Annotated in this window: 10 protein-coding genes; 9 read left to right on the top strand and 1 reads right to left on the bottom strand. The window is 71.8% G+C overall.

The window, feature by feature from the left end; all coding sequences use genetic code 11:
- The first annotated feature begins 134 nt into the window (after positions 1 to 134).
- The 4 genes from SD455_RS05050 (at position 135) to tsaD (ending at position 3,951) form a co-directional block, all read left to right on the top strand.
- Positions 135 to 1,493, top strand: coding sequence for a Na+/H+ antiporter family protein (locus tag SD455_RS05050; protein WP_445507413.1), 1,359 nt, complete (start codon positions 135 to 137; stop codon positions 1,491 to 1,493).
- Between the two features lie 97 nt (positions 1,494 to 1,590).
- Complete coding sequence (gene tsaB / locus SD455_RS05055) at positions 1,591 to 2,253, top strand: tRNA (adenosine(37)-N6)-threonylcarbamoyltransferase complex dimerization subunit type 1 TsaB (RefSeq protein WP_445507414.1); 663 nt, start codon at positions 1,591 to 1,593, stop codon at positions 2,251 to 2,253.
- On the top strand, positions 2,250 to 2,789 hold the full coding sequence (gene rimI, locus SD455_RS05060) for a ribosomal protein S18-alanine N-acetyltransferase (RefSeq protein ID WP_083277413.1): 540 nt from the start codon (positions 2,250 to 2,252) through the stop codon (positions 2,787 to 2,789). Before tsaB ends, rimI begins: the two co-directional genes overlap by 4 nt.
- 13 nt (positions 2,790 to 2,802) lie before the next feature.
- A complete protein-coding gene (gene tsaD / locus SD455_RS05065; protein WP_311024483.1) occupies positions 2,803 to 3,951 on the top strand; it encodes a tRNA (adenosine(37)-N6)-threonylcarbamoyltransferase complex transferase subunit TsaD in 1,149 nt (382 codons plus the stop codon).
- Positions 3,952 to 4,112: 161 nt separating this feature from the next.
- Here the strand turns inward: tsaD and SD455_RS05070 are convergent, their stop codons facing one another.
- A complete protein-coding gene (locus SD455_RS05070) occupies positions 4,113 to 5,660 on the bottom strand; it encodes a CitMHS family transporter (protein WP_445507415.1) in 1,548 nt (515 codons plus the stop codon).
- Between the two features lie 153 nt (positions 5,661 to 5,813).
- Between SD455_RS05070 and SD455_RS05075 the strand changes: the two genes are divergently transcribed.
- The 5 genes from SD455_RS05075 (at position 5,814) to SD455_RS05095 (ending at position 12,675) form a co-directional block, all read left to right on the top strand.
- On the top strand, positions 5,814 to 7,514 hold the full coding sequence (locus SD455_RS05075; protein WP_445507416.1) for an ATP-binding protein: 1,701 nt from the start codon (positions 5,814 to 5,816) through the stop codon (positions 7,512 to 7,514).
- A gap of 17 nt (positions 7,515 to 7,531) precedes the next feature.
- Positions 7,532 to 8,251, top strand: a complete 720-nt coding sequence (locus SD455_RS05080) for a response regulator (protein ID WP_445507417.1) — start codon at positions 7,532 to 7,534, stop codon at positions 8,249 to 8,251.
- Between the two features lie 183 nt (positions 8,252 to 8,434).
- Positions 8,435 to 10,066, top strand: a complete 1,632-nt coding sequence (locus SD455_RS05085) for a LuxR C-terminal-related transcriptional regulator (protein ID WP_445507418.1) — start codon at positions 8,435 to 8,437, stop codon at positions 10,064 to 10,066.
- Between the two features lie 123 nt (positions 10,067 to 10,189).
- Positions 10,190 to 11,566 (top strand): FAD-binding oxidoreductase, encoded by a 1,377-nt coding sequence (locus SD455_RS05090; RefSeq protein WP_445507419.1) that lies wholly within the window; start codon positions 10,190 to 10,192, stop codon positions 11,564 to 11,566.
- Positions 11,567 to 11,622: 56 nt separating this feature from the next.
- Positions 11,623 to 12,675: a class I SAM-dependent methyltransferase gene (locus SD455_RS05095; RefSeq protein ID WP_445507420.1), complete on the top strand. Its 1,053-nt coding sequence runs from the start codon at positions 11,623 to 11,625 to the stop codon at positions 12,673 to 12,675.
- Positions 12,676 to 12,680 lie beyond the last annotated feature (5 nt).

The following is a 12,680-nucleotide window of genomic DNA, read 5'->3' on the forward strand; positions in this document are numbered from 1 at the left end:
ATCACAGTTTCAATGGATGGGACAAGCGTGCCGCTGTGTGAAATGCCGCGGAGGGGCAGTCCCGGCCCTCCCCGGTGGTGGTGCCCGGCAGCAACCGCGGCGACGTCGGTCGTCGAGAACGAGGTGAGTCGAGAGTGTCCGAACTCCTGAACCCGGTGGTGCTCTCTGTGCTGGTCCTGGCCGCCCTGAGCCTGGCACGGGTCAACGTCATCATCGCCCTGCTGCTGGCCGCCGTGGTGGCCGGGCTGGCCGGCGGGCTGTCCCTGGAGTCCACCTTCTCCACGTTGGTCGGCGGTCTCGGCGGGCAGGGCGAGACGGCCCTGAGCTACATCCTGCTGGGGACGCTGGCCGTGATGGTGGCCCGCTCCGGGCTGGCCGAGAAGCTCATCCGGAGGGTCATGCCCCTGCTGCGCGGCCCCCGGGCGATGGTCCTGTTCGGGATCGCCGGCGTGGCCTGCCTCTCGCAGAACCTGGTGCCGGTGCACATCGCCTTCATCCCCATCCTGATCCCGCCGCTGCTGACGGCCTTCGACCGTCTGCAGTTCGACCGGCGCGCGATCGCCACGGCCCTGACCTTCGGGCTCAAGGCGCCGTACCTGCTGGTGCCGCTGGGCTTCGGTCTCATCTTCCAGGGCATCGTGGCCGAGGAGATGACCCGCCACGGCGTGGAGATCTCCCTGCGGGAGGTGCCGCTGGCCATGGCCATCCCGGTGGCGGGCATGGTGGTGGGGCTCGCGGTGGCGGTGCTGGTCACCTATCGCCGCCCCCGCGTCTATGCCATGCCGGGCATCGGCCCGGCCGCCGGCCCGTCCGCCGGTCGTGGGGCCGACGACGACGTCGACGCCTCGAGCGGGGATGAGAACCCCGCGCTGCGGTGGGGTCGGGGCGACGTCGCCGTCCTGCTCGGACTGGTGGTCACGCTCGTGCTGCAGCTGGTCTATGGCTCGCTGGTGATCGCCGCGTTGGCCGGGATCCTGGTGGTCTTCCTGGCGCGCGGGGAGTCCTGGAAGCAGGGCGACCCGATCATCGACCGCGGTGTGGCGATGATGGGCACCATCGCGTTCATCATGCTGGTGGCCTCCGGCTATGCGGCGGTGCTCACCGAGACCGGTGCGGTGGAGACCCTGGTGGAGTCCGCCGCCGCTTGGATCGGTGACAGCCAGCTGCTGGCGGCCGTGCTGATGATGGTGGTCGGCGTGCTGGTCACGATGGGCATCGGCACCTCCTTCGGCACCGTGCCGGTGCTGGCTGCGATCTTCGTCCCCCTGGCGGTGAGTCTGGGCTTCAGCCCGCTGGCCACCGCCGCGCTCATCGGCTCGGCCGCCGGAATCGGCGACGCCGGCTCGCCCGCCTCGGACAGCACGCTCGGCCCGACCTCCGGGCTCAACGCGGACGGCCAGCACAACCACATCTGGGACACCTGTGTGCCGACCTTCCTGCACTTCAACATCCCGCTGTTCCTCGGCGGCGTCATCGCGGCACTGGTGCTGTGAGTCCGGAGCCCGGCCGTGACCTCCTGCCCTGACCTCGGGCTGGGGCAGGCTCATCGGCCCGCAGCCGGGAGATCCCGGGCAGGGCTACCATGGTGGGGTGCTTCTCGCGATCGACTCCTCCGCCGGCGCCTCCGCCGCCGTCGTCCATGACGCCCAGGTGCGGGCTTCCTGGCGCACCGACGCCACCACCACCCATGCCGAGGTCCTGGCCGGCGCGGTGCGGGACGTCATGGCACAGGCGGGTGTGACCGGGGCGCAGCTCGACGCCGTCGTCGTCGGAGTGGGGCCGGGGCCCTTCACCGGACTGCGGGTGGGGCTGGTGCTGGCGCACAGCCTCGCCGAGGTCTGGGGCGCCCCCCTGCATGGCATCTGCAGTCTCGACTCCCTGGCCCGCCGCGCCGTGGCGCACAGCGCCGCCGGGGCGAGCACGGACTCGGAGTTCCTCGTGGCGACCGACGCCCGTCGTCGGGAGGTGTACTGGGCGCGGTACCGGGCCGTGGAGAACCTCGAGGGCCCGCAGGTGGGGCCGGCCGCGGAGCTCCCGGAGCTGCCGGCCGTGGGCTTGGGGGTCAGCCTCTACCCGGAGCAGCTCAGACTGCCGGACGGCGCCCCCGAGGAGGCGGCCTCATGGACCGCCGACGCCGCCGAGCTGGGACTGATCGCCGAGGAGCGGCCGCAGCTGCTGCGGGACCCCGCACCGCTGTACCTGCGGGAATCGGACGCGAAGCCCCCGGTGCGCCGGAAGAAGGCCACCACGTGAGTGCTGTGCCGGACGAACCCGCCGTCCGGCTGCGTCCCATGGCGGTGGAGGACCTCCCGGAGGTCATGGCGCTGGAGCGGCGGCTCTTCCCACATGACGCCTGGCCCGAGCAGTTCTTCCTCGATGAGCTGGACCACACCCAGGGCGAGCGGGCGACCCGTCGCTACTGGGTGCTCACCGAGCCGGTGGCCGACGACCCTCACACCGATGAGCGCCTCCTCGGCTATGTGGGCATGATGTGCGTGCTGCCCCTGGCCGATGTGCAGACCATCGCCGTCGCACCGGAGGCGCAGGGCCGCGGGCTCGGCACCCGGCTGCTGCGGCTGGTGGTGGACACCGCCGCCGTCTGGGGTGCGGAGCAGGTGCTGCTGGAGGTCCGTGCGGACAACGACGGCGCCCAGGCCCTGTACACCCGCGAAGGCTTCACCCATATCCATACTCGGCGGCGCTACTACCCGGACGGCGCAGACGCGCTGATCATGCAGAAGCCGCTCACCGACCTGAACGCCCCGAGCTCGGCCTCCCAGCTGCGCTGACGAGAAGGACACGATGACTGAGCACACCGCATCCGCCAGCCCGCCATCCGCCGCCCCGCTGGTGCTGGGCATCGAGACCTCCTGCGACGAGACCGGTGTGGGCATCGTCCGCGGCACCGAGCTGCTGGCCAACACCGTCTCCAGCTCCGTGGAAGAGCATGTGCGCTTCGGCGGGGTCATCCCGGAGATCGCCGCCCGTGCGCATCTGGAGGCCTTCGTCCCCACCCTGCGCCAGGCGCTGGACACCGCCGGAGTCACCCTGGACGACGTCGACGCGATCGCCGTGACCTCCGGGCCGGGTCTGGCCGGGGCCCTGATGGTGGGACTCTCCGCGGCGAAGGGCCTCGCGCTGGCGGCGGACAAGCCGCTCTACGGAGTCAACCACCTGGTGGCCCATGTCGGGGTGGGTCTCCTGGATGACGCTGCCGACGCCGACGCCGCCGGTGTCTCAGGTGGGGGCCAGCCCGCCGCGGTCACCGAGCTGCCGCCCGGCACCGGGGCGCTGCTGGTCTCCGGCGGCCATACCGAGATCCTGCGGGTCCGCTCGCTGACCCGGGACGTGGAGCTGCTGGGCTCCACCATCGACGACGCCGCCGGAGAGGCCTATGACAAGGTCGCCCGGCTGCTGGGCCTGGGGTACCCGGGCGGACCGAAGATCGACCGACTCGCCGCCGAGGGCGACCCGGAGGCCTTCCGATTCCCGCGTGGGCTGACGCTGCCGAAGTTCGTCGGCACCGCGGAGCAGCCCGGCAAGCACCGGCACGACTGGTCCTTCTCCGGGCTGAAGACCGCCGTGGCCCGGGCGGTGGAGCAGTTCGAGGTCGCCGGGCGCCCTGTTCCGACGGCGGACATCGCCGCCAGCTTCCAGGAGGCGGTGGTGGACGTGCTGACCGCCAAGGCGGTGCGCGCCGCCGGTGAGCACGGGATCACCACCCTGCTGCTGGGCGGGGGAGTGGCCGCCAATCGCCGCCTCCGCGAGCTGCTGGCGCAGCGCTGCGCCGACGCCGGCATCGAGCTGCGCATCCCGCCGGTCTCCCTCTGCACGGACAACGGCGCGATGGTCGCCGCGTTGGGGGCCCAGCTGGTGGCCGCCGGTGTGGCGCCGTCATCGCTGGACATCCCCGCGGACTCCTCCCAGCCGGTGGACCGCATCAGCGTCTGAGCCGCAGCTCGGCGCCCTCCCGAGGCCCATTCGGCCCTTCCCCCAGACGCGAGGTGGTCTGGAGTTCTGGGAACTCGACTCGATCGAGACGAGTACCCGTAACTCCAGACCAACTCGGCTGGGTTGTTGCGCTCAGGGTTGAGGGGTGAGCGCTGGGGCCGCTAGCTCCAGGGGATGAGGCCCAGGGCCAGGGCCAGGACGAGCACCACCACGGAGAAGATCCACATCGGGAAGAAGGAGTACCGGATGTGCTTGCCGATGTCGCAGCCGGCCAGGCCCAGGGCGAGCCACAGGGCGGCGGCGAACGGGCTGATGAAGGTGCCGATGATGTTGCCCACCAGCACTGCGTAGACCACAGAGAGCGTGCCGACGCCGGCCTCGGTGGAGATGCCTTCCACCACCGGCAGCAGGGCGAAGTAGTGGGCGTCGGTGCTCAGCACCAGCTCCAGCGGCAGGCCGAAGAAGCCGACGATCAGGTGCAGGTAGGGCACCAGCGCGCTGGGAAGGATCGCGACGGCGTCGGTGGCCAGCGAGTCCAGCATCCCGGAGTGCTCCATGATGCCCAGGAAACAGCCGGCGGCCAGCACGATGGCGCCGGTGGCCACGGCGCTGCCGCCGTGGGACTTGATGGCCTCCATCTGGTCCTTGACCCGGGGGTGGTTGACCATCAGGGCGGCGCTGAGGCCCAGCATGAAGGCCAGCGGGGCGGGCAGGATGTCCGAGATCAGCAGGGCCAGCATGGCCAGCACGAGCACGGCGTTGGTGGCCATCCGCCAGCGCGGCGTGGCCGGGGCGTCGTCGTGGGCGCCCCAGACGTCGTCGTTGTCTCCGGCGAAGTCCTGGGTGTTCCGGGCGGAACCGGTGCCGTGGCCGATGCGGTCCGACGGGCCTCCGGTCGAGGTGCCGACGACGGCGTCGGCGGTGCCGGTGGACCCGGACGAGCCGCCGGCGCCGACCGTGGCCAGCTCGCGCTCCTCCACGCGGGTCTCCGCCGCGGCCTCGGAGGAGCTCTCCTCCTGGACGTCCTCCTCGATGACCGGGGCGCCTCCGCGGGCGGCGATGCGGCGCTGTTCGCGCAGGCCCAGCAGCACGGCGGCGATGACCAGCAGCACCAGCGAGAGGATCTGGACGGGGATGAGCCCGCGCCACAGCTCCACCGGGTCGATGCCCACGACGGCGGAGGCGCGGCCGACAGGGCCGCCCCACGGGAGCATGTTCAGCACGCCCATGCTCATGGCGGCCAGCAGCAGGAGCAGGTAGGGGCTCATGCCCAGGTGGCGGTAGAGCGGCAGCAGGGCCGGGATGACGATCAGGAAGGTGGAGGCGCCGGCGCCGTCGAGGTGGCAGACGGCGGCGAGCAGCACGGTGCCCACACAGATGGCCACCACGTTGCCGCGGGTGAGCTTCACCGTCAGGCGGACCAGTGGGTCGAAGAGGCCGGCCTGGTTCATGATCGCGAAGAACAGGATCGCGAAGACCAACATCACGGCGACATTGAGCACGGAGCTGAGACCTTCGCCGAAGAAGTCGCCGATCTCGGTGAAGGTGTAGCCGGCCACCAGGGCCCCGGTGACGGGGATGACGGTCAGGCCGACGATGGGGGCGATGCGCCCGAGGATCAGCAGCGTCGTCATGGTGACGATCACCGCCAGGCCGATGAGACTGAGCATGGTGTCCTCCTGGATGCGGGTGTGCGGCAGGATCAGCATCGGGAATGTGACCTGTGTGACAGCATGGATCTCATGTGACCGGCCCCACAGTTTTGTGCATCCCGAGGCCATAGTGGTCATATTGGTCATCACATCGGTGATCACGACGTCGGCCGCCCCGGCCGACGCAACCGTCACCCCCCAGGAGGTGCCGTGAGCCAGAAGATCCGGAGCCGCACGCGCGCGCCCCGCCGGGAGGTGACTCTGGCTGGGCGGCTGTTCCGGTGGAACATGGCGCTGCTGGTGGGCGCCGTGACGGTGGTCAGCCTGCTCTGGGGCGTGGTCCAGTACGTGGAGGCTCGGCAGCAGTATGAGGAACGGGTCCTGACCATGGCCGAGTCCGTGGCGGTGATGCCCACTGTCCAGGAGGCCCTGGAGACCGAGGATCCTTCGGAGGTCCTCGCCCCGTGGGCGGAGACCCTGCGGGCGGCCACGGGCTTCGAGTACATCATGATCGCGGACCGTCACGGCATCCGGCAGTCCCACCCGGATCCGGAGGCCATCGGTCAGCGGCCGTCCCTGGACCCGGCGCCGGTGTTGGCCGGGCAGACCTGGACCGGTGTGGAGCACGGGCACGCCGGGCTGACCCTGCGGGCGCGGGTGCCGGTCTTCGACGACGCCGAGGAGGTCATCGGCTACGTCTCGGTGGGGATCCTGGCTTCGGAGGTCCGGTTGGCGTCGGTGCAGACCCTGCCGCTGATCCTGGGGGTGGCCCTGGTGGCCGTGGGGGCAGGGGCGGTGGGCGCCCGGCTGCTGTCCCGCCGGCTGCGGGCCGACACCCATGGGCTCGAGCCCAAGGAGATCGCCACGCTGCTGGATGGGCGAGAGGCGCTGCTCCATGCCATCGGGGAAGGGGTCATCGGGCTGGACCGGCAGCGCCGGGTGGTGCTGGCCAACACGCCGGCTCGGGAGCTGCTGCATCTGCCGGAGGACCACCTGGGCCGCACTCCGGCGCAGCTGGGCCTCAGCGCGGAGGCCGAACAGGTGCTCTCCGGTGACGGCCCCGGTGACGACCCGGGAGGGGATCTGCTGCTGGGCGCCCACGGGAGGATCCTGGTGTGCACGCGCCGGCCGGTGCGGGTGCGGGAGGCCGACGGCGGCGTCGTCGTCACCCTGCGCGACCGCACCGAGCTCACCCGACTCACCGACCAGTTGGACGGGGCCCGGACGGTCACCGCCGGGCTGCGCGCCCAGCGGCACGAGTTCGCCAATCGGATCCACACGGTCTCCGGAATGCTGGAGCTCGGGGCGGTGGACCGCGCCCGGGACTACCTCTCCGAGCTGTCCACCGTCACCTCAGGCGCTGATGCGCAGATCGCGGCCCGCATCGGGGATATGACCGTGGCGGCGCTGGTGCTGGCCAAGTCGGTGCAGGCGGCCGAACGGGGCGTGCAGTTCAGCCTCTCCGAGCTTTCCCATCTGCCGGAGGACCAGCCCTCCGATCTCCGCGACGATCTGCTGCTGGTGGTGGGCAACCTGGTGGACAACGCCATGGACGCGGCCGGACCCGACGGCTGGGTGGAGCTGATGGTGCGCCGGCATGGCGCTGCCGGTGCCGGTGCCGGGGACGGTGCCGGAGAGGGTGCGGGAGACGTGGTGGAGGTCCGTGTCATCGATTCCGGGCCCGGCCTGGACCCGGAGATCGCTCGGGAGATCTTCCATGTGGGCCGGTCCACCAAGGGCGACGACGGCCAGCGGGGTATGGGACTGGCGCTGGTCCGTCAGGCCTGTCTGCGTCGTGGCGGCACGGTGGCCGTGGAGGCCGAAGAGGAGACGACGTTCGCCGCCTATCTGCCGGTGCGCCGACCTGAGGCGCGAGAGGCTGAGGCGCGAGAGGAAGGCTCGGAGACATGACTCAGCGAGGAGGAGCCGTGGGAGGCTCGCCTGCCTCGGTGGGCTCCGGGGTTCGGGTGCTGATCGTGGACGACGACGTCCGCGTGGCTCACAATCACCGGGAGCTGGTGGAGTCGCTGCCCGGGCTCACCGTGGTCGGAGTGGTCCACACCGGGGCCGAGGCGCTGGAGGAGGTGCGTCGCCACCGGCCCGATCTGCTGCTGTTGGACCTGTTCCTGCCGGACAGGACGGGTCTGTCCGTGCTGGAGGAGCTGCGCAGTCCCGGCTGGAGGCGGGAGGTCGGCGTCGTCGACGCCGTCATCATCTCCGCGCTGCGGGATGTGGACCAGGTGCGCACCGCCATGGCGCTGGGGGCGCTGCACTACCTGATCAAGCCGTTCCCGCTGCGGCAGCTGCGGGACCTGGTGGAGCGCTACGCGTCCGCGCGGAAGCGGATGGAGGCGATGTCCACGGTCACGCAGAGCGACGTGGACTCGCTGTTCGGCATGCTGCGGCCTCGCGCCTCGTCACGGTCCATGCCCAAAGGGCTGACCGCGACGACGGCGGAGCGGGTGGCGGAGGCGCTGCGCTCCGCTGACGGGGACGTCTCCGCGGCGGAGCTCTCCGAGAGCACCGGGATCGCCCGGGTCACCGCTCGCCGGTACCTGGAGCATCTGTGCTCTGAGGGGCGCGCCGAGCTGACTCTGCGCTACGGGCAGGCCGGGAGGCCCGAGCACCGCTACCGCTGGGTGCCCTGACCCGGGACGTGCGGGCGGCCCGCGCACCGGGCCCGGCGAGCACCCGGCGCTCTACACTGGGCCCCATCAGATGGCCCGTCCGCCGACGACGGCCCGGGGGCGGCTGTGCGCCGCCCCTCGGCGGAGGGTGGGGCGGGAGTGCGCCCGGGATCGGCGGACCATCCTCGGAAGGAGCGCGTGGAGATGGCTGGGCTCGCGGAGGTCGTGGAGCGGGCCCATGACGCGGCCCGCGAGCTGCGGTGGAGCGAGACCTACCGGCTCCTGCGGGACGTGGACCCGACCGAGCTGACCCCGGACGACCTCATGCTGTTCGCCGACGCGGCGTGGTGGTGCTGCCGGGTCCCGGAGGAGATCGCCCTGAGACGGCGGGCGTTCCGCGGGTTCTCAGCCTCGGACCGACCGCGTCAGGCGGCGTCGGCGGCCTGGGAGCTCGCGGTGCGGCACAGCCTGCGGGGACAGACGGTCGAATCCTCCGGCTGGCTCCGGATGGCCCAGCGAGCGCTGGAGGACCAGCCCGACTGTGTGGAGAAGGGCTATGTGGCGTGCAGTGAGGCCGAAGCCGCCCTGGGCGCCGGCGAGATGCTCCAGGCGCAGTCTCACGCCGAGCGTGCCCTGACGGTCGGTGAGCAGTTCGACGAATCCGGCCTGATGGCCCTCGCCCTGACCTGGAAGGGCCTCTGCTCGCTGCTGCGCCACGAGATGGACGAGGGGCTGAAGCTGCTGGACGAGGCGATGGCCACGATCGCCTCCCGTGCGGTGGACGAGAAGGTCGCCGGATGGGTGGCGTACTTCGCCGTGGGCCTGTGCATGGACGCCGCGGACGTCCGCCGCGCGGCGGCCTGGTCACAGACGGCCTGGGAGTGGGCGTCCGCGCTGCCGGAGGCCACGCCGTTCCACGGCATCTGCCGGGTGCATCAGGTGGAGGTCATGCACCTGCAGGGCAGGCTCGAGGACGCCGCGGCGCAGGCCCGTCGGGCCTGTGACGAGATGCTGGCCTTCGACCCGCACCTCGCCGGGGAGGCCTTCTACGTCACAGGAGAGATCCTGCGCCGCCAAGGTGATCTTCCGGGGGCGGAACAGGCCTTCCATCGGGCCCGGGAGCTCGGTCACGACGCCCAGCCCGGGCTGGCCCTGATCCGTCAGGCCGAGGGTCGGACCCGGGCGGCGATGGTGGCCCTGCGCGCCGCCTCGACCGATGCTTCAGGGCTGCCGTTCCGGCGGGCCTGCGTGCTGGCCGCTCTGGTGGAGGTGGCACTGGCCGCAGGCGCCGTCGACTGCGCCGGTGACGCCTGCCGAGACCTGGAGGCCGTGGCGGTGAGCTCGTCCAGCGAAGCGGTCGGCGCACTCGCGGGCACCACGCGGGCCCGGCTGCGGCTCGCCGGCGACGACGCCGCAGGAGCGCTGGCCGCACTCCGGCCCGCCGCGGTCGTCTGGCGGTCGCTGGACCTGCACGGCGAACTCGCCGAAGCCAGACTCCTGACCGGGCTGGCCCTCCGGCGGCTGGGCGACGACGAAGGCGCCGTACTGGAGCTGGACGCCGCGCATCGCACCTTCGTCGACCTCGGAGCGACGGCGGACGCCGACCGGGTGGCCGCGCACAGGGAGGACGAGGGCCCGCGTCCCGGGGGCCTGTCCGCCCGAGAGTGTGAGGTCCTCCGGCTGGTGGCCGCCGGCCACACCAACCGCCAGATCGCCGCCGAGCTGGTCCTGAGTGAGCACACGGTAGCCCGCCACCTGAGCAACATCTTCACCAAGCTCAGGGTGACCTCGCGGACCACGGCCGCGGCGTTCGCCTTCCAGCACGATCTGGTCTGAGGGAGGCGTCGATGGTCCGTTCTGACCATGGCCGCCGGCCCACGGATGGGCTGTCTCGGCGATGAGCAGGGGGCCCTCCCGGTCATACCGTCTTAAGTGACGAGACCGACCGAGGAGGACGTCATGACCAGCATGGCCACACCCGAGGACCTGGGCGACCGACTGCGCGGGGAGCTCATCGTCCCCGCCGACGGCCGGTACGACGACGCCCGGCGGCTGTACAACGGCATGATCGACAAGCGGCCGCTGATGATCGCCCGCTGCGCGGACGTCGCCGACGTCATCGCGGCGGTGGACTACGGTCGACGGCACGGCCTGCTGATCGCCGTCCGGGGCGGCGGGCACAACGGGGCCGGCCTGGGAAGCTGCGATGACGGCCTGGTGATCGACCTGTCCGGGATGACCGGGGTGCGGGCCGACCCCGTGGGGCGGACGGTGCGTGCCGAGGCGGGCTGCACCCAGGGCGGCCTCGACCATGCGCTGCACGCGTTCGGCCTGGCGGTGCCGGCGGGGATCGTCTCGACGACCGGCATCGCCGGGCTCACGCTCGGCGGCGGCCACGGCTACCTGTCTCGCCGACACGGTCTGACGATCGACAACCTCCTCGAGGCCGATGTGGTGCTCGCCGACGGCCGGCTGGTCACCGCGAGCGAGACCCAGCACCCGGACCTGTTCTGGGCGCTGCGCGGGGGCGGCGGCAACTTCGGCGTCGTCACCAGCTTCCGCTACCGGGCCCACCCGGTCGACTCCGTCTATGCGGGCCCGCTGTTCTGGCGCCTCGAGGACGCGGGGGAAGTGATGCGCTTCTACCGCGAGTTCCTGCCGCACGCCCCCGAAGGGCTCTCCCCGTTCCTGGGACTGAAGACGGTGCCCTCGACCGCCCCGTTCCCGGCCGAGCTGTGGGGCACCAGGGTCTGCGCGCTGATCTCGTGCTACGACGGCCCCGCGGCGGAGGGCGAGGAGGCCATGCGCCCGATCCGCGCCGAACTGCCTCCCCCGCTCCTCGACGGTGTCACCGAGATGCCCTATCCCGTCCTGCAGTCGATGTTCGACCCCCTGCTGCCGTCGGGATACCAGTGGTACTGGAAGGGCGACGTCGTGAGGGACCTGCCCGACGAGGCGATCGAGGTCCACCTCGCCCATGCCGCCCGGGCGCCGAGCGAGCTGTCGCTGATGCACCTGTACCCGATCGACGGCGCGGTGCACCGGGTGGAGGTCGAGGAGACCGCATGGAGCTTCCGTGACGCCACCTGGTCGATGGTCATCGCCGGCATCGACCCCGACCCGGCCGCCGCGGGCGAGCTCACCGCCTGGGCGCGCGACTACTGGGAGGCCGTCCACCCCTACACGACCGGCGGCGCCTACGTGAACTTCATGATGGAGGAGGGCCAGGACAGGATCAGAGCCACCTATGGCGACAACTACGCACGACTGGCCGCCGTCAAGCAGACCTACGACCCGTCGAACCTGTTCCGCGTCAACCAGAACATCCCGGTCTGACCACCCACCGCGTCGCCGCCGCTGAAGGTGGCACCTGACCCGAGGAGATGAGTCGAATGAGTCTCGACACCGACAGGCTCCAGGCGTTCCTGGAGCGATACGCCGCCGACCAGGCGGCCGCCCTTCACGCGGCCACCGTCGTGATCGGCGACCAGCTCGGCCTGTACCGGGCGCTGGCCGAGGGCGGTCGGCAGACCGCCGATGAGCTCGCGGCGGGCACCGGCTGTCATCGCCGGCTGGTGCGCGAATGGCTCGACGCGCAGGTGGCCAGCGCCTACTGCGAGCATGATCCTGCCGACGGCGCCTACTGGCTGACCGCGGAGCAGGCGGCCTGTCTGGCCGACCCGTCCAGCCCGACGTTCGTCGTCGGCAGCGCGCTGGTCGCCAGCTCGATCCATCAGGACACCGAGCGCGTCCAGGACGCGTTCACCTCCGACGGCGGGATCGGGTGGGACGAGCACCACCCGCACCTGTTCACCGGCACCGAGCGGTTCTTCGGGCCGGTGTACCGTGCCCACCTCGTGGAGGCCTGGATCCCGGCGCTGGACGGGGTGCACGACAAGCTGGTCTCGGGGGCGCGGGTCGCCGATGTCGGGTGTGGGCACGGAGAGGCACTGATCCTCCTCGCCCAGGCCTATCCCGCCTCGACGTTCTTCGGGTTCGACTACCACGCGCCCTCCATCGACGCCGCCTGTGAGCACGCCTCGCGAGCGGGGGTCGCCGACCGGGTCAGGTTCGAGGTCGCCGGTGCTGAGGACTTCCCCAGCGGGGACCTCGACCTGGTCTGCGTGTTCAATGCGCTGCACGAGTGGGGCGACCCCGTCGCCGCGGCCGGTCACCTCCGCGCTGCGCTGGCACCGGAGGGCACCTGGATGTTCACCGAGCCCCGCGCCGACGGCGACCCTGTCGGAGACGTCCGGGCCAGGACGTTCTCCTCGGTGTCGACCTTCGTCTGCACGCCCAGCGCGCTCTCCCAGGACGGCCCACAGGCCCTCGGCGCCCAGGCCGGGGAGCCCGCCCTGCGACGCGTCGCCGCCGACGCCGGATTCACCCGCTTCCGCCGGGCCGCCGAGACCCCCACCTTCATGGTCCTCGAGGCGCGGCCCTGAGCCGC

Source organism: Nesterenkonia sp. K-15-9-6 (genome assembly GCF_052656005.1).

Coding starts and splice junctions, on each gene's coding strand:
- tsaD (WP_311024483.1), top strand. CDS start 2,803: ATGACTGAGCACACCGCATCCGCCAGCCCGCCATCCGCCGCCCCGCTG.
- SD455_RS05070 (WP_445507415.1), bottom strand. CDS start 5,660: ATGCTGATCCTGCCGCACACCCGCATCCAGGAGGACACCATGCTCAGT.
- SD455_RS05085 (WP_445507418.1), top strand. CDS start 8,435: ATGGCTGGGCTCGCGGAGGTCGTGGAGCGGGCCCATGACGCGGCCCGC.
- SD455_RS05090 (WP_445507419.1), top strand. CDS start 10,190: ATGACCAGCATGGCCACACCCGAGGACCTGGGCGACCGACTGCGCGGG.
- SD455_RS05095 (WP_445507420.1), top strand. CDS start 11,623: ATGAGTCTCGACACCGACAGGCTCCAGGCGTTCCTGGAGCGATACGCC.